Origin of the sequence: Saccharothrix violaceirubra (assembly GCF_014203755.1) — a bacterium.
Lineage (GTDB): Bacteria > Actinomycetota > Actinomycetes > Mycobacteriales > Pseudonocardiaceae > Actinosynnema > Actinosynnema violaceirubrum.
In genome coordinates, this window is the sequence record NZ_JACHJS010000001.1 from 6,937,314 (window position 1) to 6,959,263 (window position 21,950).

Sequence of the window (21,950 nt, forward strand, 5' to 3'; positions counted from 1 at the left end):
CCGATACCGCTGTCGTATCGGGGCGTTCCGCCCGTGCCTCCGGTGGGCGCACCGGCGCGGCTGGCACGTACCCCACACCCGGAACACGGACTAGTCCAGGCTGCCGTCGAGCGACGCACCGGTGGTGAGGTGCGGGGCGATCTTGTTGTCGAACGCGCTGAGCGCCGCACCGATGGCCATGTGCATGTCCAGGTACTTGTAGGTGCCCAGCCGGCCGCCGAACAGCACGTTGCGCTCGGCCGCCTCGCGCTTGGCCAGCTCGCGGTACCGCTCCAGCTTGGCCCGGTCCTCGGCGGTGTTGATCGGGTAGTACGGCTCGTCGTCCTTCTCCGCGAACCGGGAGAACTCGCGGACGATGACCGTCTTGTCGGCCGGGTACTCCCGCTCCGGGTGGAAGTGCCGGAACTCGTGGATGCGGGTGTACGGGACGTCCGCGTCGTTGTAGTTCATGACCGGCGTGCCCTGGAAGTCGCCGATGGGCAGCACTTCCTGCTCGAAGTCGAGCGTGCGCCAGCCCAGCCAGCCCTCGGAGTAGTCGAAGTACCGGTCGACAGGACCGGTGTAGACGACCGGGGTGCCGTGCGGGATCTCGGCCCGGACGTCGAAGAAGTCGGTGTCCAGCCGCACCTCGATGTTCGGGTGGTCCGCCATGCGCTCGAGCCACGCGGTGTAGCCGTCGACGGGGAGACCCTCGTAGGTGTCGTTGAAGTACCGGTTGTCGAAGGTGTAGCGCACCGGCAGCCGGCTGATCACGGCGGCGGGCAGGTTCTTCGGGTCGGTCTGCCACTGCTTGGCGGTGTAGTCCCGCACGAACGCCTCGTAGAGCGGGCGGCCGATGAGCGAGATCGCCTTGTCCTCGAGGTTCTGCACGTCGGCGGCGTCGACCTCGGCGGCGTGCTCGGCCACCCACGCGCGGGCCTGCTCCGGCGACAGGTACTTGCCGACGAACTGCGTGATCAGGCCCAGACCCATGGGGAACTGGTAGGCCACGCCGTCGTGCATGGCGAAGACCCGGTGCTGGTAGCCGGTGAACGCGGTGAACTGGTTGACGTAGTCCCAGACCCGCTTGTTGGACGTGTGGAACAGGTGCGCGCCGTAGCGGTGCACCTCGATCCCCGTCTCCGGTTCGGCCTCGGAGTAGGCGTTGCCGCCGATGTGTTCGCGGCGCTCGACGACGAGCACCTTCTTGTCAAGCTGACTGGCGGCGCGCTCGGCGACGGTCAACCCGTAGAAACCGGAACCGACCACGATCAGGTCATACCCTGCGAAGCTCACGCCGTCCGAGGGTACCGGTGACGTCGGATACAACCGCACGACCCTCCGTTCCGGAGTCCGTGAACAGCGTCGACGTGCTCCGACCGCCGATCTCGGGGTTCGTGCGGACACCTCGGGTCGGTTGTATAGCCTTCGCGCACCATGCGGGCGTGCACCCCCCTCCGCGCCCCAGCTACTTCGTTGGGTGAGCCTGTGGCCGAAGCCAGCCCCCTTCTGACCGCAGGAACGATCGCGGTCTACCTCGCCGTGCTGTTCGTACCGGGTGGTCTCGTCGCACTGGCCGCAGGATTGCGCGGCTGGCTGCTCGCGGCCGTCGCACCGGTCTTCACCTACCTGATAGCGGGCCTGGCCGGTCCGTGGTTGTCGAAGATCGGCATCCGGTTCGACGTGCTCACGTTCGTCGTCTCGACCGTCGTCATCGCCCTGCTGTTCCTGGCCGCACGGTTGGTCGCCGTCCGGCTGCGCGGCAGGGGGGAACCCGACACCTCGCCGTGGGCGCCCGGCGGGCACGCGGCCGTGGTGCTCGCGGTGGTGGTCGGCGCGGGCGTGGGCATCTTCGTCCTGCTCAAGGCCATGGACTTCGACCTGGGCGTGGTGCCGCAGGACTGGGACGCCGGGTACCACGCCAACGGCATCCGCTACATCGCCGACACCGGCGATGGCAGCCTGTACGGCACCGGCAAGGTCAACTGGTACGACGTGCCGACCGGGGTGTTCTACCCCAACGCCTACCACCTGGTCGGCGCGCTGGTGTTCAAGCTGACCGGCGCGACCGTGCCCGCCGTCGTCAACGCGCACATGGCGCTGCTGCCCGGCCTGCTGGTGTTCGAACTGGCCGCGATGGTCCGCCACTTCCGCGGCCGGGCGGTGACCGCGGTGTTCACCGCACTGGTCGCCGCCGCGTCGACCAGTGCCACCTACGACAACCTGTGGCGCGGGCCGCTGCTGACCTTCACCCTGGGCCTCGCGCTGATGCCGGTGCTGGTCGTGGTGGTGGACCGCTACCTGCGCCGGCCCGGACTGGACACCGGTGCGGCCTTCGCGGGCGTCGCGATCGGCATGCTGTGCGTGCACTCCAGCAACCTGTTCGGCGGGGTGCTCTTCGTGATCCCGTTCCTGGTGCAGCGCTGGTGGCGTGCGCCGCGCGTCATGCTGCGCGACATCCTGTGGACCGTGCCGCCCGGCTTGGCCGCCGTCCTGGTGACGCTGCCGCACCTGCTCGGCGCCGCCAGCATCAAGGGCACGATCGCCATCGTGGACTGGCCGTCGACGTTCCCGGTCTCCCAGTCGGTCGGCTCGCTGCTGACGTTCCAGCACATCATCGACCGGCCCCAGTACTGGCTGGCGCTGCCGCTGTGGGTGGGTCTCGCGTTCGCGTGGCGACTGGGCAACCAGCGCTGGCTGCTCGGTGCGGCGGCGCTGTTCGGCGCGGTGTGGGTGCTGACGGCGTCCTACGCGCAGCCGTGGGTGGCCCGTGTGACCAGCCCGTGGTGGAACGACCAGTACCGGCTGATCGCGTTGGCCTGCGTGCCGTTGATCGTGGTGGCCGGGCACGGGTTCGCGGTGCTGCACGACCGCCTGGCGGGACTGGCACGCGACGCGTCCGGTCGACCGCCGGTGCGCGCGGCGTCGGTGGCCGTGGTGGCCGCGGCGTTCATCGGGCTCAGCGGCATGTACGTCACGCTCAACGCCGGGCAGGTCGCCCGGGGCTACGGCAACGCACCCGGTCAGGACAAGAACGACGCGGTGGTGTCGACCGGCGAGGTGCTCGCGTTCCACGAACTGGCCAAGGTCGTGCAACCCGGCGAACGGGTGCTGAACGACCGCAACGACGGCACGCTGTGGATGTACGCCATCGCCGGGGTGCAGCCGATCGCCGGGCACTACGACGGTTCGTTGGAGTCACCGGCCATCGCGATGCTGGAACAACATTTCGTCGAGTACGACGAAAACGCCGCGGTGCGGGCCGCGGTGAAGCGGTTGAACGTCCGGTACGTGATCCTCGGGCAAGGATTCGTGCGGGGCTGGAACGAACGCGCGGGCGGGTTGCGCGGCCTGGAAGGCAAGCCGTTCCTGACGAAGATCTACGAGAACGACAACGCAGTGGTCTACCGGCTGGTGCCCCCGCCCGGCGAGGTCGTCGCGGGCGGCTGAGCACCCGTACGTCCCGCCGGGGAGGTCACGTCGCGGCCTCCCCGGCGGTGTCTTCAGCTCTCGGGGTGCGTGGGCGATCCGGTGCGGGGTGCCGCCAATTCGGGCAGGACGTCGGCGGCCACCTGCTCCAGCACGGACTCGCGGCCCGCGTAGACGCCCTCGTCGCGCGGCCAGTGGCAGACCACGTCGGTGAACCCGAGCGCCGTCGCCCGGCCGACGCAGTCGCGGAACCGCTCGACGCTGGTCAGCGAGAAGACCGGGCCGGAGTCGAGGTTGAGGTGCCGGGTCGGCACGCGGCCGGCCGCGATCTCGTCGAACCGCGCCGCCGACTCGGCGATGCCGGCCCACCACGCGTCGTCGTCCTCGGTGTCCGGGCCGGTGGTCACCCAGGACGAGCCGTACCGGGCGGCGACGGCCATCGCCTTCGGGCCGTTGGCCGCGATCAGGAACGGCAGTCGGGGGCGCTGGACGCAGCCGGGCGTGCTGCGGGCTTCCACGGCGCTGAAGTACTCGCCGGAGAAGTCCGTGCGCTCGACCGTGAGCAGGCGGTCGAGCAGCTCGACGAACTCCGCGAACCGCTTGCCGCGCGCGGCCGGCGCCAACGGTCCCCCGCCGCCCAGGACGTGCGTGTCATAGCCCGAACCGCCGGCGCCGACGCCGAGCGTGAACCGACCGTCGGAGATGTCGTCCAGGGCGAGCAGTTCCCGGGCGAACGGCACCGGGTGGCGGAAGTTGGGCGTGGCCACGTAAGTACCCAGGCGGATCGTGGAGGTCACCGCGGCGGCGGCGGTCAGCACCGGCACCGCGGAGAACCACGGCCGGTCCACCAGGGAACGCCAGCCGAGGTGGTCGTACGTCCAGGCGTGGGAGAACCCGTACTCCTCCGCACCACGCCACTTCGGTTCAGCGGCCCACCAACGGTCTTCCGGAAGGATCACGATGCCTGCGCGCACACATCGACAGTAACGAGCCGTACGGCGGATCTTCATCGGGCCGATCGGCGGGCAAGGCAGGATGTGCGCGTGGAGAAACCTCGCCTCATCGCCTCCGACCTGGACGGCACGCTGCTCGCGGTCGACGGTTCGGTGACCGGGCGCACAGCCGCCGCGGTGCGCCGGACCCGGGCGGCCGGACTGCCTTTCGTGCTGGTCACGGGACGTCCGTTGCGTTGGGTCCGCGAGGTTTGCCTGGCCGCGGGCGCGTCGCCGCTCGTGGTGTGCTCCAACGGCACCGTGCTCTACGACGTGCTCGCCGACGGAGTGGTGTGGCGGCACGAGCTGACGCCCGCGATGTTGGCGGACATCACATCCGCGCTCGACGGGCTGTTGCCCGGAAGCACCTTCGCGGCCGAACGCGTCGGCCGCGGCGTCGACCCGTACCTGTCCGAGCCCGAATACCCGCACACGTGGTCGCACGACGACCACACGACGGCGTCGCGCGGGGAGGTGCTCGGCCACCCGGCGGTCAAGCTGCTGATCCGCAACCCGGAGATGACCAGCGACCTGATGGCCGAGGCGGTGACCTCGCTGCTCGGCGACTCGGTCGTGGCGACCTACTCGACGAACTCGGGTCTGGTGGAGATCTCCCCGCAGGGCGTCACCAAGGCAACGGGTCTCGCCGAGGTGGCCGAACGCGAGGGTGTGGACGCGGCGGACGTGGTGGCGTTCGGCGACATGCCCAACGACGTGCCGATGCTGCACTGGGCCGGGCACGGCGTCGCCGTGGCCAACGCGCACCCGGAGGTGCTCGCGGTGGCCGACGAGGTCACCGATGCGCATTCGGCCGACGGGGTGGCGCAGGTGGTCGAGCGGTGGTTCTGATTCTTTGAGTGTTCCGATCAGGGGGTTTGGGTTTTGCTCGACGTCATCTTCGACGTGAACGGCAGTGCGTTGGCCGCCATCGCGGTCACCATCGCCCTGCTGTGGTTGCCGGGGGCGGTGATCGCGGGCCTGGCCGGTGTGCGCGGCTGGCTGCTGGCGGGCGTCGCGCCCGCCGTCTCGATGGGCTTGGTCGCGGTGGCCGCACCGCTGGCGTCCGGGCTCGGTCTGGGCTGGGACATCGTGGTGTACCTGGGATTCGGCGCGCTGGTCGCGCTGCTCACCGCCGGGGGCGTGGTACTCGCCCGAAGACGTGGCCTGGTCTTGACCACCACGCTGACGCCCTGGTCGCGGACGGGCACGATCGCGGTCGCCGCCGCCGTGGTGGTCGCGGCGGTCGTCGCGGTGAACGTGATCATCGTCGCCACGCACGGCCTGGGCTCGGTGCCGGTGGGCTGGGACTCGCCGTACCACGCCACCGCCATCAGGCTGATCGGCACGACCGGGGAGTCCGGCACCCGGATGCTGGGCTGGATCGACTTCCCCGACAAGCCCGGCGGCTCGTTCTACCCCTACGCGTACCACTGCTTCGAGGCGCTGGTCTACCAGACGACAGGCGCCGACATCCCGCGCGTGATGAACACGGGCATGGCGGTCACCACGACCCTGGTGGTCCCGCTGGGCGCGGTCGCGTTCGTGCGCGCGGTCGGCGGTGGCGCGGGTTTCGCCGCTGCGGCGGCGCTGGTGTCCACGTCGTTCGCGAACTACCCGTGGGACCTGTACCAGTGGGGCCAGCTCTTCCCCTACGCGGCGGGCCTGTCGCTCGTGCTGCCGTTCCTGGCGTTGCTGGTGCACTGGTTCCGCGGTGGTGCGGACCGCGCAGGACCGCTGGTGGCGTTCGCCGGCGTCGGCCTGACGGGCACGCACTCGGCGATGATCTTCGTCAGCGCGATCTTCGGCGCGTGCTTCGCGGTGCACCGGCTCGTCGAAGACCGGCGTCGGTTCCTGCGGGGCGACCTGCCGCGCCTCGGCCTGGCCGCGGCCGGGGTCGGCCTGCTGGCGTTGCCGTACCTGCTGGGCGCGTTGACAATGGCCGGCATGACCGCCGCCTACGACTGGCCGGCCGTCACGTCCCCGTCCAAGGCACTGGGCGACGGGCTGCTGCTGGGCAGCGATTCGTCCTGGCCGCAGTGGCTGCTGGCCTGCTTCATGGTGCTGGGCGTCCTGCTGATGCTCCGCAACGACCTGCTGCGCTGGGTCGCCGCCGGGTGGCTGGTGTTCCTGTTCCTGTTCGTCGTGGCCAGCGGCGTCGACTTCCCGTGGGCGCAGGCGATCACGTCGCCGTGGTGGAACGACCGGTTCCGCCTGGTCTCGGCGATGATCCTGCCCGCGACGATCGCGGCCGGCTGGGGCATGTGGTCGACGGTGCGGTGGCTGACCGAACGGGTGTCCAGGGTGGTGCGGCTCCGGCCGGAGCGGACGGCCTTCGCCGCGCTCGGCGTGGTGGCGGTGCTCGTCGCGGCGGTCTTCCTCGTCCAGACCAAGGGCGGGTACGTGCAGCGCAACGCGGAACGCCTGTGGTGGACCTATGGCAGCAACGTGCTGTCGGTCCGCGAGCAGGAGGGCATGCGGGAGATCCGGAAGATCGTCAAGCCGGACGAGATGGTCATGAACGACGGCGGTGACGGCACGGTCTGGATGTACGCGCTGACCGGCGTCCGCCCCGTGATCAACCACTACCTGCTGAACCCGACGAGCGAGCGCCGCCAACTGCTGCTCGACGACTTCGACCACCTGTCCGACGATCCCGCGGTCGCCAAGGTGATCCGCGACCTCAACATCCGGTACGTCGCGGTGAGCACCGGGTACATCGGCGGTTTCCGCCGGGCGCCGGGGCTGACCAACCTGGACGGGCTGCCCGCCCTGAGCCTGCGGTACGCCAACCCGGACTTCCAGTTGTACGCGATCGACTGGTCGAAACTGGCCGACGGCGACGGCAACTGAGCCCGGACGAGAAGAGGGCCCGACCGGATTCGGCGGATTCCAGGGGTCGTAGCAACACAAGTGATCAACTGGCTTCGGCCAGGAGCTTAGCCAAGCGCTCGGCTGGGGTGTCCCAGCCGAGCGTTTTGCGTGGACGGCCGTTGAGTTCGGCCGCGACCGCGACCAGGTCCTCCGGTGTGTGCCCCGATAGGTCGCTGCCCTTGGGAAAGTACTGGCGCAACAGACCGTTTGTGTTCTCGTTGGAGCCGCGTTGCCAGGGGCTGGCGGGGTCGCAGAAGTAGACGGGGATGTCGGTGGCCAGGCTGAACGCGGCGTGGTTGGCCATCTCGGCGCCTTGGTCCCAGGTCAGAGATCGGGTGAGGTGGGCGGGCAGGGCCTGGAGGGTATCGATCAGAGCGTCGTGGACGGCTTCGGCGGAGCGGCCGTGAGGCAGATGAACGAGCATCACGTAGCGGGTGGCGCGTTCGACCAGGGTGCCGATCGCGGAGGCGTTGTCCTTGCCGATGATCAGGTCGCCTTCCCAGTGGCCGGGCACCGCCCGGTCCTCGGCCTCGGCGGGACGCCCACTGATCATGATCATCGGGTTGATGAACCGCGGCTGTCGTTGTCCGGGGCGGCGACGGGGTTTGCGCACGGTGCGGCCGGTGCGCAGCGCCCGAGCCAGCTCGCGACGCAGCTCGCCACGTCCTTGCACGTAGAGGGCCTGGTAGATCGTCTCGTGGGTCACGTGCATCTCCGGCCGGTCGGGAAAGTCCCGTCGCAGCACGGCGGCGATCTGCTCGGGGCTGAGCCTGCGACCCAGATGGTCCCGCACAGCCCGGTGCAGCTCGGCGTTGGCCGCCAACTTGCGCTCTTTCGGGCGGGGACGCCGGGCGTCGGCGCGGGCCTGCGCGGCATGTGGCCGGTACTGACCGTTGCCGGGGTGACGGTTACGACGGATCTCCCGGCTGACCGTGGACGGGCTCCGGCCCGGCTCGGCAGCGATCTGTCGGATCGTGGCCCTCTCACGCAGCCGGTCGGCGATGTGGATTCGGTCGTCCTCGCATGGATAGCGGGACGGTGCGGAAGGCGACGCCACCGACTGGATCGGTGACGCCGCCTTGTTCTTGCCAGACGCGTTACGCCCGTTACGCCAGCGCCTGCCGGTCTTCGGGTTGACCCCGACGAGCCCGCACGCCTGCTTGTTGGTCATTCCCCGCTGCACGAGCCGCAAGTATTCGGCCCGCTCCGCAGCCAACTTCCGAGGCCCCTGAGGCTTCCGCACCGCCCGGATCTGAAAGTCCATCGCATCCCCTGAACTGGGGTGATGCAACGACTCCTAGAACCCAAGATTCCCGGTCGGGCCCTCGCGCTTTCACCGTCTACTCAGGACGCGATGGTCTTGCCGCGCTGCAGCCGGGCGACCAGGGCGGCGATGCCGGCCGACGCCAGGTCGGCCACCGTGAACATCAGCCGCGACACCAGCGCCAACGCCACCGCCTGACCGGACGGCAGCACGGTCGCGATCGCCGCGGTGATCACCAGCTCGCGCGCGCCCAAGCCGGACGGCAGGAAGAACGCCAGCAGACCGGCGGTCATCGACAGGCCCATCGTGCCCGCGCACAGCACCAGCGTGCCCAGGTCGGGCGAACCCAGCGAGTTCACCAGCAGCCACAGGTGCACGCCGTAGAGCACGTAGATCAGCACCGCGACGCCGGTGGCCTTGAGCACCTCCTTGCCGGTGAAACGCTGCTCCAGCGGCGCCTTGCGCAGCACCTTGAGCACCAGGTTCACCAGCCAGGTCAACAGCTTCGGGTGCAGGAACACCAGGCCGACCAGCAGCAGCGAGAACAGCCAGAGCAGCTCCTGGTGCTCCGAGTCGCCCAACAGCACCGGCAACGCCGCCAGGCCCGTGATCAGCGACGCCACCACGCCCATGCCGGTGGCGACCAGGCCCGCGGTGAACGACCGCGCGCGGTTCACGCCCGCCTGCTTGGCCAGCTCCATCGACAGCAGCACGGCCCACACCGCGCCCGGCAGGTACTTGCCCAGGCCGCCGACGAGGTAGAACTTCGCCGCGTCGGCGTAGGACACCGGCGCGCCCACGTCGGACAGCACGATCTTCCACACGACCGACCCGAGGAACAGCCCGACGAACACCGCGCCCAGGGACAGCACCACCGACTGCCACGGCAACGCCAGCAGTGTCGCGGACACGTCGTCCCACTGGGCGTAGAGCTGGTAGCCGGCGCCCAGGAGGACCACCGTCACCAGCACGCGCCGCGCCCAGGCGATGATCGTCTGCTTGCGCGTGCGCTCCGGTTTGGCCGCGGCTTCCGCCTCGGCTCGTGCCGACTCGAAGTCGGCGTCGGGTGCGGCCGTCATCGCTTCTCCGGTTGTCTCGGGCCGCGTGCCGGTCACACGGTCACCGTCGTGAGCCTGCTGAACTCGGCGAGCAGGTCGTAGCCGTCCCAGATCGCCGCGAAGTCGAGGGCCTTGCCGAACGGCACGACGCGGTCGATGCCGCGACCGCCGAGCGAGCGGACGAACTCCACCAGCTCGGCGCGGTCGAAGCCGAACGCGGACAGCGTCTGGTCCTTGCGGCCGACGATGCGCCCGAGGTCGGCCAGGGAGTCCAGCGTCGCCTGCGGGAACGTGCCCACGCCGAGCCACTCGCGCGGCACGTCGTCGGGCGAGGCCAGTTCCAGGGTGGCGACCGCGTTGCCGGTGAACCGGATCTCGGTGGCGTGGCCCTCGGCCGCGACGCCGTAGGCCGAGACCCGCTTCTGCACGGCCATCGCGGGCTCGACCACGAAGTTCTTGGCCGCCGTGACCGAGGCCAGCAGCGTGGTGAACTCGTCGCGCTCGGCCCGGCTCGCGTCGCCGACCCAGAACAGGGTGCGCGGCGACGAGCAGGCGGCCTGGTCGAACCAGTAGGAGTCGTTGTAGAAGCCCACGACCGCGTCGTGGCGCTGCTCGGGCGTGGCCGCGCGCCACCCGACGACGGACACGGCCGCGAACGAGGCGCGGTCGGGGAACGTCACGTCGCGCGCGGAGGGCTTGAGCGGGAACTGGCGCAGCGTGCGCACGGACGCGTCGCCGCCCCAGATCACGCGCAGTTCGCACGCGCCGGACAGCGCGGCTGTCACGGCGTCGTCGCGGCCGTAGGTGACCATGCGCTGGGTGCGGGCGATGACCGGGTCGGCCTCGGCCAGCGCCTCGTTCAACGCGTCGATCACCGTGGACGCGGCGCCCGCCGACCGCGACGAGATGCGCACGACGTTGGGGTTGCCCGCCAACGCCGACAGCGCCCACGAGTACACGAAGATCGTGTCCACGTTGGCCGGTGGCACGTGGAACACCAGGCCCCGCGGGAACCGCAGCACGTCGGCGGAGCCGGTTTCCAGGCGTGCCAACGCTTTCGTGATCTCGCCGCGGCGCAGGAAGAAGCCGAGCGAGGCCAGTTCCGGGTAGCGGCGGGCCACGGCGGGCGCGAGCAGCTTGCGGGCGAAGCGGACCAGGAACTCGACCACGCGCGGGTCGCCGACCTCGAGCCGGTCGCCCGAGGCGACCTCGGCGAGCAGGTCGTCGACCGACAGGGACGGTCCGGCCGGGAAGCGCTGTTCGACCAGGGTCATGACGCCGCTCCCGCCGGTACGCGCGGCGCCGCGTCGCCGCTGAAGGTGTCCGAGCAGCCCCGCGCCTCGGCCCGGGGCAGGCGGCCGAGCACGGAGAACCGCTTGCCCGGCCAGTCGCCGTCGTCGATGCCGTGCACGACGCCGAGATCCTCGGTGAGCAGCACGTGGCCGGGGTAGGACCGCGGCACGGTGCTCACCACCTCGATGACGCCCGGCACGCCCACGGGTTGCTCGGCCCACGTCTCCGGGTCGCGGATGATCACGTCGGCGAAGTCCGGGCAGTACAGCGAGTTGCCCGACGGTCCTTCGAGGAACACGGTGCCGAGCTGCTCGACCATGCCGTAGTAGTTGTGGATGCGCCTAAGGCCGGTGTCGTTGGCGAAACGACGGCGGAACTCCGCGTTGTCCACGGCCCGGTCGATCAGCTTCTTCCAGCCGCCGGAGTGGATCAGGATGCCGTTGGACAGGTCGAGCCCGTGCTCGACGGCGACCTCGTAGAGGTACTGCCACACCATGAACGTGAAGCCGAAGATCAGGAACGGCTGGTCGCCGTACTCGCGCAGGAAGCCCTTGATCGCCTCGACGTCCGGGCGGTCCTGCTCGTCGAGCGCGTAGACGTGCTTGCGGCCGAAGTTGGCCATGCCCAGCACGCCCGCGCCGCGTGCGGAGAACGAGCGCCGGTTCTTGATGATGCCGATCGTGTCGACCATGAGCATGGGCAGGCGCTGGTCGCCGAGCACGGTGCGCAGCGTGCGGCCCAGGTAGCGCGGCTGGTCGCCGGCCGCGTCGCGGTCGAGGTAGATGCGGGACACCTCGGCGCCGGTCGTGCCGGACGAGGTGAGGACCTTGAACACCTCGTCGTCGGGCACGGACTTGAGCACGTGGTGCTTGAACATGCGCACGGGCAGCCACGGCAGGTCGGCCACGGCGTCGAAGCGCGTCGGCGTGCCCAACGAGGACAGGATGCGGTCGTAGGGCGCGCAGTGCTCGCGGTGGTGCGCGGTCAGCTCGGTGAGCGCGGGCAGCAGCGCCGCCTCGCGCGCGGACTGGTCAAGTCCGAACACGGTGTCCGTCACGCCCGTCCCTCCAGTGCGCGGTAGTCGACCTTGCCGCTGGCCAGCAGCGGCAGGCTGTCGATCTCCCGCACGTCGAACCCGCTGACGTGCAGGTGCAGCTTCTCCGACAGTGCCTTGGCCGCGGCCTTGCGCGCGTCGGCGGTCGCGTTCTCCACCCAGACGACGACCTTGTCCCCGGCCGGGACGGCGGCGGCGGCACCCAGGTCCAACCCCGCGACCCGCAGCAGTTGTTCCAGGTCGTCGAGGTTGACCCGGTTGCCGAAGACCTTGCCGATCCGCTTGAGCCGGCCGGTGATGAACAGGTAGCCCTCGGCGTCGAGGCGGCCGAGGTCGCCGGTCTCCAGCACGCCGCCGACGACGTCGCCGAGCGCCAGTTCGGCCTCGGACTCGGCGTAGCCCATCATCACGTTCGGGCCGCGGTAGAGGACTTCGCCGACCACGTCGGGCGCGGTGGTCTCGGAGCCGTCCTCGAGCCGGATCGCGAACGCGCCGCCGGGCAGCGCCGGACCGGCCGAGCCGATCTTGTCCGCGAGCCGGTCGGCGGGCACGGTGGTCATGCGCGGCGCGGCCTCGGTCTGGCCGTACATCACGAACATCTTCCCGTCGGCGGCGCGCATCTTGTCGTTGAACTCGACGACGAGGTCGTCGCGCAGCTTGCCGCCGGCCTGCGTGATCGTGCGCAGGGACGGGTACTTGGCCGGGTCGAACCGCAGCCGCTTGAGCATCTCGTAGTGGTAGGGCACGCCCGCCAGCGAGGTGATCTTGTACTCGTCCACGGCCTGCCAGAACGGCCGCCCCATCACGCCGGTCGGCTCGACCACGACGGTCGCGCCGCGCAGCAGGTGGCTGTTGAGCACGGACATGCCGTAGCTGTAGTGCAGCGGCAGGCTGGTCGGCGCCACCTCGTCGGCGTCGATGCCGAGCACGTCCGCGATCGCCTCGGCGTTGGCCAGGACGGCGGCCTTCGACAGCCGCACGAACTTGGGGTTGCCGGTGGAACCGCTGGTGGGCAGCAGCACGGCCAGGTCGGGGTGCGGCACGACGCCATCGGCCGACTCGCGCACCCACGCGGACCCGCCCACGTCGCCTTCCCGGTAGCCCTCGGGTGCGTCGCCCTCGGCGCCGAGCACGGCGGCCGGGCGGAACCGCGCCACGAGTTCCAACAGCACGTCCCGGTCCTGGCCGGCGTCGAGCAGCGCGACCGCGCGACCGGACTCGAAGGCCGCCAGGTAGCGCAGCACACTCGGCACGTCCACGGCGGTGCGGGCGAACAACACCCCGGCGGGCACGTCGTCGAACACGACCGCGTCGACGGCCGCCCGCAGCGCCGCGCCGTCCAGCACACCACCGCCGGCCGCGTCCACCAACCGGGCACCGGGGTGGAGCAGGTCGCCGGTGGTCACAGCACCAGACCGCCGTCGACGCCGACGATCTGGCCCGTCACGAACGACGCGTCGTCACTGGCCAGGAACCGGATCACGCGGGCGACCTCGTCGGCCTTGCCCAGGCGGCCCAGCGGCGTGTCGGCCGCGCGCTTGTCCAGCACTTCCTCGCCCAGGTGCGAGGTCATCGAGGTCTCGATCACGCCAGGGGCGACGCCGTTCACGCGGATGCCGTAGCGGCCGAGTTCCTTGGCCGTGGACCGGGCGATGTTGCCCACGGCGGCCTTGGACGCGGCGTAGGCGGTCTGCCCCGCGCTGCCCTTCTCGCCGACGATGGACGCCAGCACGACGATCGCACCGGTCTTGTGCTTCATCATGGCGCGCGCGGCGGCCTGCACGGTGTAGATCGTGCCCGCCACGTTCGTCGTCAACATCCGGTCGACAAGGTCGTCGCGGATCATGCCGATCAACGCGTCCTCCAGGACGCCGGCGTTGGCCACGACGACGTCGAGCCGACCGCGTTCCTTGGCGACACCCCGGATCAGGCCGGCGACGGCCTTGCTGTCGGTCACGTCGAGTGCGAGGCCGGACACGTCCGCGTCGAACTCGGCGGCGACCGCCGCGGCCTTCTCCTTGGCGACGGCTTCGTCACGGCCGGTGAGCACCACCGACGCTCCGGCTTCCGCGAGCGCGCGCACGGTGGCCAGGCCGATTCCGCGCGTACCGCCGGTCACCACGGCAACCTTGCTGCTCAGGTCGATCACTACACCAGTCCCGTACCGAATCGATGAACCGGAAAGCGCGCCCCTCGCGGACGAGCGACGCCCGGACGCAGATCTGAGAGTACCCGGCGGCACCGGACCGCATTCGCACGCGCCACGTCCGTCCGTTCCGGTGAACGACGAAACACCGGACGAGTGATCGCCGACACAAGGACCGACAGCCAGTGGGCGTCAGGGGGCGTTTTTATGGCGATCGATTCCGAACAGTCCCAATTACGCATGGTCCCCGGTGGCAACGGGGTCTTCTACAGCGTCCAGGCCGACGGACGGCTGCTCCGCTTCCGGCACAGCGGGTGGCAGGTCGGCACGTTCGACTGGGAGAACAACGGCGTCGGCGTCGCGATCGGCACCGGGTGGCACGTCTACGACACCGTGCTCGGCGCGGCCGACGGCCAGTTGTTCGGCATCACCGGCGACGGCGCGGTGCACTGGCACCGCTACGACGCGGTGGCCGGGAGGTGGGCGCCGAACTCCGGTGCCGTGATCAAGACCGGTCTCGGCGGCTACCCGACCGTCTTCGGCGGCTGGGACGGCGTCCTCTACGCCGTCGACGGCGACGGCCGCCTGTTCTGGTTCCGCTACACCGCCGGCAACGGCAGTTCCGGGCCGAACGCGTGGGCAGGCGGCGGCGAGCCGCTGCCGATCAAGGACGACGTGCGGCTCTACCTCCAGTACCTCGCCGACCAACAGGGCGTCGTCTACGCCGTGCGGCAGGGCGGCGGCCTCGACTGGTTCCGCCACCTCGGCGGCGGGAACTGGGCCAACGGCGGCGTGCCGATCAGGGTCGGCTCGGGGTGGACGACCGACGACCAGCGCGAGATCAGCGCGCAGGGCGGCTCGCTGTACTCGGTGCTCATCGACCGGTCGAGCGAGCCGGGACCGGACCACGAGCTGAACTGGTACCGCCTCGTGAACTGGCTCGACCCGGCCGGCGGACCGAACTGGGCCAACGGCGGCACCGGGCGGCGCTGCGGCGTCGGCTGGACCACCTGCCGCACGGCCAACCTCCAGGGTTACGCGACATCGTGGTCGGTGCGGTCGGGCGCCTCGCTCGGCGTGAAGGTCTCGTCCACTTTCGACTCGTTCCAGGCGTCCGTGCGCCGCGTCGAAGGCCCGCTGCCCGAAGGCGGCACGACGGTGTGGGGTCCGGTCACGACCCGGGGCCGGTTGCAACTCCTCCCGCCGGGCTACCGGCGGTCGGGCTGCGGGTGGGCGGACAGCGTCACCGTCCCGGTGGGCACGTCGTGGCCCAGCGGTCTGTACACGGTCGTGCTCTCCGGTCCGTCCGGCCTGACGCGGACGATCCCGTTCGTCGTCCGGCCCACCACACCCGCCGCACGGCTGGCGGTGCTGATCCCGACGCTCACGCACAACGCGTACAACTCGTGGGGCGGACACAGCCAGTACACCTGGGACAACGTTCCGACACACCGCTACGTCACCACGCGCCGCCCGGCCGACAACGCCGTGCTGCGCCCACCCGGACGCGTGGACGCGCGCTGGTTCAGCGATCTCCTGCTGCTGCGCTGGCTCAAGCGCAACGGGTACGCCCACGACTGCTACCAGGACCTGGACCTGCACCACGACCCGGCGTTGTTCGACCGGTACCGCGCGGTCGTGCTGTGCACGCACCCCGAGTACTGGAGCGCGGGCATGCGCGACGCGCTGGGCCGGTACCTGGACCGGGGCGGCCGGGTCGTGTCGTTGGGCGGCAACGTGATCTACGAACCGGTGTCCACCACCGACGACGCCGTGATCGTGCACCGCGACGCGGCCGGAGCGCGCACGCCCTGGGCGGCGCTGGGCAAACCGGCGTGGGAACTGGTCGGCACCGCGTTCACCGACGAGTCGTACCTGACGTTCGAGCCCTACAAGATCGTGTCCGCCCACCCGTTCCTGACCGGCACGGGGCTGTCCGTCGGGTCGACGGTCGGCGCGGACGGCTACAACTTCGCCGCGGCGGGGTGGGAGATGGACGCGTCGCCGGCGAACCTGCCGGGGCTCCAGGTCATCGCGCGGTCGCCGCAACCCGGCGGCGCGGAGATCGTGCAGTACCGCCGGACGGGCGGCGGGTGGGCGTTCAGCGTCGGCTCGCTGTCCTTCGTCGGCTCGCTCGACCGGGACACGGCCCTCACCGCGTTGGTGCGCAACGCGATCGACGCCGCGCTCGCGTAGGCGGGACCGGGGCGCCCGGAGTTTCCGGGCGCCCCGGGTCGCGTCAGTCCTCGGCGCCGAGACCGCGCAGCTGGTCGACGGCCACCTTGAAGCTGCTCATGTCGATGACCTGGTCGGTCTCGAACTCCACGTCGAACTCGTCCTCGATGGCCGCGACGAGCGCCATGTGGCCGACCGAGTCCCACTCGTCGATGTCGCGGTACTTCAGGTTCTCGACGTCGACGTCGTCGGACAGACCGAGGGACTCGACGAAGACGGCACGCAGCCGATCGGACAGCGCCATGTGACTTCGATCTCCGGTGTTCGCGGGGTCAGTGGTTGAGCGGGGCGCGGTCGGCCCACGCCTTCAGGAGGGTGGACAGCTCCTCGGGGAGGCCGTCCGCGGGCAGGTCGCCCTTGCCCTTGAGGAAGGGTTCCAGCGCCGCGATGGTCTGCTCGTCGCAGCCCCGACGGCTCAGCCCGACGACGTTGAGCCCCGTCGCGCGGGCCGGGTTGCCGACGGTCACGGTGAACGCGTCGACCTCCTTGCGCACGGCCGAGCCCATGCCGACCATCGCGCCCGGACCGATCCGGCCGTGCTGGTGCACGACCGTGCTCATGCCGATGTTGGTGTGCGACCACACCTCGGTGTGCCCGCCCAACTGCGCCGAGCAGGCCAGCACCACGTTGTCGCCGAGCGTCACGTCGTGACCGACGTGGCTGCGCACCAGCAGGTAGCAGTCGTCACCGACCGCGCTCGGCCGGTGCGTGCCCTGGTGCACGGTGACGTACTCGCGGATCTTGTTGCGGTCGCCGACGACGACGCCGTGCCCCTCCAGCTCGCCCTCCCAGGCGACCGGGTGCGGGCCGCCGCGGTCCTCGGCCGGCGTGCCGATGGTGACGTGCGGGCCGATCCAGTTGCCGTTGCCGATGCGGCACGGCCCGACGATCACCGAGTACGGCCCGATGACGTTGTCGTCGCCCAGTTCCACACCGTCGCCGATGATCGCGGTGGGGTGAATGCGGTTGGCCACGTGGTCCGTTCCTGCTGCGGTCGGTCTGCGTCGGTGCGTTCCCGCACGGACACCGCCCAGAGGCTCGGGGGCGGACGGCGGGTAACGTGTGGCCCGCGCGTCAGGGCGGGACCGACCAGTCACTGTACCGGACGCATCCCACCGTCCCCGAAAGCGAAAGTCTGCTGCATGATCCCCATCACCGTCGTAGACGTGAAGGACGCCGAAGCACTCGTTCTCGAGGTGCTGCGGTCCGGCGTCATCGCCCAGGGCCCGATGGTCAAGCGGTTCGAGGACGCCTTCGCCGCCATCGCGGGCGTTCCGCACGCGGTCGCCGTGAACAACGGCACGACCGCCCTCGTCGCGTCCATCCAGGCACTCGATCTCAAGCCGGGCGACGAGGTGATCACCTCACCCTTCACCTTCGTCGCGACGTTGAACGCGATCCTGGAAGCGGGCGCCACGGCGCGGTTCGCCGACATCCGGGCCGACGACTTCTGCATCGACGCCGACGCGGTGTCCGCACAGGTCACCGACCGGACCAAGGTCCTCATGCCGGTGCACCTGTACGGGCAGACCGCGGACATGGGCAAGCTCGTCCCGCTCGCGGAGCGCCACGGCCTCGCGATCGTCGAAGACGCGGCCCAGGCCGTCGGCGCGACGTTCGAGGGCAGGCCCGCCGGCAGCTTCGGCACCGGGTGCTTCTCGCTCTACGCGACGAAGAACGTCACGACGGCCGAAGGCGGCGTGATCACCACGTCCGACGACGCGCTGGCGGACAAGCTGCGTGTCATGCGCAACCAGGGGATGCGGGCGCGCTACCAGTACGAGATGGCCGGCCACAACTACCGGCTCACCGACCTGCACGCGGCGGTGGGCATCCCGCAGCTCGAGAAGCTCGCGGAGCTGACCGAGGCGCGGCAGCGCAACGCCGAGGCGTTGACCAAGGGCCTGTCCGAGCTGCCCGGCCTGACCGTGCCGACCGTGCTGCCCGGCCGCACGCACGTGTGGCACCAGTACACCGTGCTGGTCGGCGACGACGCGCCGGTGACCCGCGAGGAGCTGTCCGCCAAGCTCACCGAGAAGGGCATCGGCAACGGGATCTACTACCCGAAGCTGGTCTTCGACTACGACTGCTACCGGGACAACCCGCAGGTCGTGGCCTCGGACGTGCCGGTCGCCGCGAAGGTGGCCGAGCAGGCGCTGTCGCTGCCGGTGCACCCGAAGCTGACCGAGGCCGAGCTGGAGCGGATCGTCGCCGCCGTCCGGGAGGTGTTCTCCGCGTGAGCGCACGTCCCAAGGTCGCCCTCATCGGCGCGGGCATGATGGGCTCGCTGCACGCCCGCGTGCTGTCGCAGTCCGACCGCGTCGACTTCGCCCTGCTGGTCGAGCAGCGCGAGGAGGTCGGCAAGGAGATCGCCGACCGCTACGACGCCGCGTACTCGCCCTCGATCGACGACCTCGCGGGCATCGACGCGGTCGTGATCGCCGCGGCCACCGAGGCGCACTACGACATCGCCAAGCAGGTGCTCGCCCTGGGCAAGCCGCTGCTGGTGGAGAAGCCGCTCGCGGCCACCTACGCCCAGTCCGAGGAGCTGGTCCGCGAGTCGCAGGCGCGCGGCCTGCCCCTGGTCTGCGGGTTCCTGGAGCGGTTCAACCCGGCGATCCTCACCGCGCGCCAGTTCGTCGGCGACGTGGTGCAGATCAACGCGATGCGGCACTCGCCGTTCGTGCCGCGGATCAAGACCGGTGTCGCGGGCGACCTGCTCATCCACGACGTCGACCTGGCGATCCGGTTCATCGGCGACACGCCGAAGGCGATCAAGGGCTCGTTCGGCTACTTCAACGAGCAGTCGGTCGAGAACCGGTCCGAGGACTCCGCGGACGCCACCATGTCGTTCGAGAAGGGCGCGCTCGCGACCATCTCCGCGTCCCGGATCAGCCAGCGCAAGATCCGGCAGATCTCCGTGCTGGAACTGGACCGGCTGATCGAGATCGACCTGCTGCGCCGCGACATCACGATCTACCGGCACGTGGCCGACTCGCCGGCCGCGGACGGCGTGGGCTACAAGCAGCAGACGGTCATCGAGCTGCCCACGATCCTCCAGTCCGCCGAGCCCCTGGCCGCTCAGCTCAACCACTTCCTGAACCTGCTGGAACTGGGCGCGGGCTCGGACGAGGTGCTCGCCGAGCGGACGGCTATCCTGCCCGCGCACCGCGTCGTGCACGAGGCCACCGTGTCGGCGGGCAACGCGAGCTAGACGAGGGGAATTTCGCGTGCGCATCGCGATCGTCAACAACTTCTTCCCGCCCCGGATGGGCGGCAGCGCTTATGTGTCGGACACGCTGGCGCGGCATTACGCGGCGGCCGGGCACGAGGTCCTGGTGATCACCGCTGCGTACGGCGGTGCCCACCCCGTCGAGGAACGCGACGGCATCCGCATCGTGCGGCTGCCGTCGTGGACGCTGCCGGAGACGCGCATCTCCTTCAACTTCGACATCACGTTCGCGTTGAAGTGGGGCAACCGCAAGCGCGTCTTCCGCCTGCTCGACGAGTTCAAGCCGGACGCGATCCACCAGCACGGCCAGTTCTTCGACCTCACGTGGCAGAGCGGGTTGTGGGCACGCAAGAACAAGGTGCCCACGCTGCTCACGCTGCACACCCGGTTGCAGAGCCCGGTCAAGCTGGTGCACGGGGTGTTCCGGGTGCTCGACGCGCTCGTCGTGCGGCCCATCACGTCGTACAACAGGCCGACCAAGGTCATCGCGATCGACACGATCTTCGACGAGTACATCAAGAAGCGGTACAAGATCCCGGACGCGCGGATCGAGAAGCTGGCCGTCGGCGTCGAGCTGGACCGCTTCCGCAACCTGGTGCGCGCCGAGGAGCGCGTCCGGGTGCGCAAGGAGTACAACCTCGGCGACGGTCCGCTGATCGCCTCGCTCGGCCACGTGATCCCGGTCCGCGACCGGCTGAACCTGGTCGAGGCGCTGCCGAAGGTCCTGGCCGCGCACCCGGACACCAAGGTCATGGTCATCGGCGGCCTGTACTTCACCGCCTTCCTCGACCGGGCCAAGGAACTGGGCGTCGACCACGCGCTCATCTGCACCGGCACCCTGCCCAAGCCCGAGATCCCGGGCCTGCTCGCCGCCGCCGACATGGAGGTCCACGACCTCCAGGGCTTCGGCATCGGCATCGCGTCGTTGGAGGCCATGGCCGCCGGCACGCCCACGGTGATGGCCGAGCGCGCGGACTACTTCCCCGGCGTGGCGATGACCAACGGGACCGAGTCGCTGCTCACCAAGCCCGGCGACCACCAGGGCCTGGCGGACGCGATCAACTCCCTGATCGACGACCCGTCGCTCGCGGAGAAGGTCGGCGAAGCCGGTCGGCAGTGGGTGTTCGAGAACTTCGACATGCCCAAGATCTGCGAGGCCAACCTGGACATCCTCAAGTCCATCTCGGGCAAGGGCTGACGTGGCCTCGCGGGTCGTCGTGGTCGGCGGCGGGATCATCGGTCTCGCCGCCGCCCGGGAACTGGTGTCCCGGGGCAACGACGTGGTGGTGCTGGAGAAGGAGACCGGCTGGGCCGCGCACCAGACGGGCCACAACTCCAACGTCGTGCACGCCGGGCTCTACTACAAGCCCGGTTCGCTGAAGGCCCGGATGTCCGTGGCGGGCAACGCGTCCATGATCGCGTTCGCCCGGGACAACGACGTACCGGTGGACGTGTGCGGCAAGCTCGTCGTGGCCACCGCGAACGAGGAACTGCCCCGGCTGGCGGTCCTCGCGGAACGGGCCGAGGCCAACGGCGTGCCCGCGCGGCGCGTGTCCGCCACCGAGGCCCGCGAGTTCGAGCCCGAGGTGTCCGCGGTCGAGGCGCTGCACGTGACCTCCACCGCGATCATCGACTACCCGGCCGTGTGCGCGGCACTCGTACGCTCGCTGGACGGCCAGGACCTGCGGCTGTCGTCGCCGGCACTGGGCATCAGGCCGGGCGCGCAGGGCGGCGTCGAAGTGGCCACGCCGCAGGGCGTCGTACGCGGTGACGTGCTCGTCAACTGCGCCGGGCTGCACGCCGACGCGATCGCCCGGCTGGCCGGGCTGTCGCCGTCGGCGCGGATCGTGCCCTTCCGCGGCGAGTACTACGAACTGCGCGAGGACCGCCGCTACCTGGTACGCGGTCTGATCTACCCGGTGCCCGACCCCGACCTGCCGTTCCTGGGCGTGCACCTGACCCGCATGCTCGACGGCTCGGTGCACGCCGGCCCGAACGCGGTCCTGGCCCTGTCCCGCGAGGGGTACCGGTGGCGCGACGTGTCGCCGGCGCACCTGGCGGACGTGGCCCGGTTCCCCGGCACGTGGCGGCTGGCCAAGCGCTTCGCCCGCACGGGTGTCGAGGAAGTGCTCCGCTCCTTCAGCCGACGTCGTTTCGCCGCGAGCCTCGCCCGGCTCGTGCCCGCGGTCGGCGAGCACGACCTGGTGCGCGCCGAGTCCGGCGTGCGGGCACAGGCGATGCTGCCCAGCGGCGCGCTGGTCGACGACTTCCTGATCGACCAGGCACCGGGACAGGTGCACGTGCTCAACGCGCCGAGTCCGGGCGCGACCGGCGCGCTGGAGATCGCCAAGCACGTGGCGGACCTGGCCGTCACCCACCTGAGGTGACCGCGAGCGG

Annotated in this window: 18 protein-coding genes; 8 read left to right on the forward strand and 10 right to left on the reverse strand. The window is 70.5% G+C overall.

Going from position 1 to position 21,950, the window contains the following annotated elements; all coding sequences use genetic code 11:
* Positions 1-90: 90 nt before the first annotated feature.
* Entirely contained in the window at positions 91-1,275 is a 1,185-nt protein-coding gene (glf, locus tag F4559_RS32145; RefSeq protein WP_184674835.1) for a UDP-galactopyranose mutase, read from the reverse strand.
* Positions 1,276-1,467: 192 nt separating this feature from the next.
* Between glf and F4559_RS32150 the strand changes: the two genes are divergently transcribed.
* Complete coding sequence (locus F4559_RS32150; RefSeq protein ID WP_184674836.1) at positions 1,468-3,429, forward strand: DUF6541 family protein; 1,962 nt, start codon at positions 1,468-1,470, stop codon at positions 3,427-3,429.
* 53 nt (positions 3,430-3,482) lie between these two features.
* Here F4559_RS32150 and F4559_RS32155 read toward each other — a convergent pair whose 3' ends face one another.
* Positions 3,483-4,382 (reverse strand): LLM class flavin-dependent oxidoreductase, encoded by a 900-nt coding sequence (locus F4559_RS32155; RefSeq protein ID WP_184674837.1) that lies wholly within the window; start codon positions 4,380-4,382, stop codon positions 3,483-3,485.
* 69 nt (positions 4,383-4,451) lie between these two features.
* On the opposite strand from F4559_RS32155, the gene F4559_RS32160 reads away from it, so the two are divergent.
* Positions 4,452-5,249, forward strand: a complete 798-nt coding sequence (locus F4559_RS32160; protein WP_184674838.1) for an HAD family hydrolase — start codon at positions 4,452-4,454, stop codon at positions 5,247-5,249.
* A gap of 33 nt (positions 5,250-5,282) precedes the next feature.
* Positions 5,283-7,250 (forward strand): DUF6541 family protein, encoded by a 1,968-nt coding sequence (locus tag F4559_RS32165; protein WP_184674839.1) that lies wholly within the window; start codon positions 5,283-5,285, stop codon positions 7,248-7,250.
* Between the two features lie 64 nt (positions 7,251-7,314).
* Here F4559_RS32165 and F4559_RS32170 read toward each other — a convergent pair whose 3' ends face one another.
* From F4559_RS32170 to F4559_RS32195, 6 genes are all read right to left on the reverse strand, one after another.
* Positions 7,315-8,535, reverse strand: a complete 1,221-nt coding sequence (locus F4559_RS32170; RefSeq protein WP_446689144.1) for an IS30 family transposase — start codon at positions 8,533-8,535, stop codon at positions 7,315-7,317.
* A gap of 80 nt (positions 8,536-8,615) precedes the next feature.
* Positions 8,616-9,614: a lysylphosphatidylglycerol synthase domain-containing protein gene (locus tag F4559_RS32175; RefSeq protein WP_184674840.1), complete on the reverse strand. Its 999-nt coding sequence runs from the start codon at positions 9,612-9,614 to the stop codon at positions 8,616-8,618.
* Between the two features lie 32 nt (positions 9,615-9,646).
* A complete protein-coding gene (locus F4559_RS32180) occupies positions 9,647-10,867 on the reverse strand; it encodes an acyl-CoA reductase (RefSeq protein ID WP_184674841.1) in 1,221 nt (406 codons plus the stop codon).
* A complete protein-coding gene (locus F4559_RS32185; protein WP_184674842.1) occupies positions 10,864-11,943 on the reverse strand; it encodes a LuxE/PaaK family acyltransferase in 1,080 nt (359 codons plus the stop codon). The genes F4559_RS32180 and F4559_RS32185 overlap by 4 nt, the downstream gene beginning before the upstream one ends.
* On the reverse strand, positions 11,940-13,346 hold the full coding sequence (locus F4559_RS32190) for an AMP-binding protein (protein WP_376774692.1): 1,407 nt from the start codon (positions 13,344-13,346) through the stop codon (positions 11,940-11,942). Before F4559_RS32190 ends, F4559_RS32185 begins: the two co-directional genes overlap by 4 nt.
* A complete protein-coding gene (locus F4559_RS32195) occupies positions 13,343-14,086 on the reverse strand; it encodes an SDR family NAD(P)-dependent oxidoreductase (RefSeq protein ID WP_184676457.1) in 744 nt (247 codons plus the stop codon). Before F4559_RS32195 ends, F4559_RS32190 begins: the two co-directional genes overlap by 4 nt.
* A gap of 207 nt (positions 14,087-14,293) precedes the next feature.
* Between F4559_RS32195 and F4559_RS32200 the strand changes: the two genes are divergently transcribed.
* Entirely contained in the window at positions 14,294-16,282 is a 1,989-nt protein-coding gene (locus F4559_RS32200) for a N,N-dimethylformamidase beta subunit family domain-containing protein (protein ID WP_184674843.1), read from the forward strand.
* Between the two features lie 43 nt (positions 16,283-16,325).
* Here the strand turns inward: F4559_RS32200 and F4559_RS32205 are convergent, their stop codons facing one another.
* Both F4559_RS32205 and F4559_RS32210 read right to left on the reverse strand, forming a co-directional pair.
* Positions 16,326-16,565, reverse strand: coding sequence for an acyl carrier protein (locus F4559_RS32205; protein WP_184674844.1), 240 nt, complete (start codon positions 16,563-16,565; stop codon positions 16,326-16,328).
* Between the two features lie 28 nt (positions 16,566-16,593).
* A complete protein-coding gene (locus F4559_RS32210; protein ID WP_184674845.1) occupies positions 16,594-17,295 on the reverse strand; it encodes an acyl-ACP--UDP-N-acetylglucosamine O-acyltransferase family protein in 702 nt (233 codons plus the stop codon).
* 168 nt (positions 17,296-17,463) lie between these two features.
* Here F4559_RS32210 and F4559_RS32215 point away from each other — a divergent pair, with 168 nt between their 5' ends.
* From F4559_RS32215 to lhgD, 4 genes are read left to right on the forward strand one after another with little or no spacing between them, the layout of a single operon-like run.
* Positions 17,464-18,561 (forward strand): DegT/DnrJ/EryC1/StrS family aminotransferase, encoded by a 1,098-nt coding sequence (locus tag F4559_RS32215; RefSeq protein WP_184674846.1) that lies wholly within the window; start codon positions 17,464-17,466, stop codon positions 18,559-18,561.
* Positions 18,558-19,535, forward strand: a complete 978-nt coding sequence (locus F4559_RS32220) for a Gfo/Idh/MocA family protein (RefSeq protein ID WP_184674847.1) — start codon at positions 18,558-18,560, stop codon at positions 19,533-19,535. Before F4559_RS32215 ends, F4559_RS32220 begins: the two co-directional genes overlap by 4 nt.
* Positions 19,536-19,551: 16 nt before the next feature.
* A complete protein-coding gene (locus tag F4559_RS32225) occupies positions 19,552-20,751 on the forward strand; it encodes a glycosyltransferase family 4 protein (protein ID WP_184674848.1) in 1,200 nt (399 codons plus the stop codon).
* A gap of 1 nt (position 20,752) precedes the next feature.
* Complete coding sequence (gene lhgD, locus F4559_RS32230; RefSeq protein WP_184674849.1) at positions 20,753-21,940, forward strand: L-2-hydroxyglutarate dehydrogenase; 1,188 nt, start codon at positions 20,753-20,755, stop codon at positions 21,938-21,940.
* Positions 21,941-21,950: the final 10 nt, after the last annotated feature.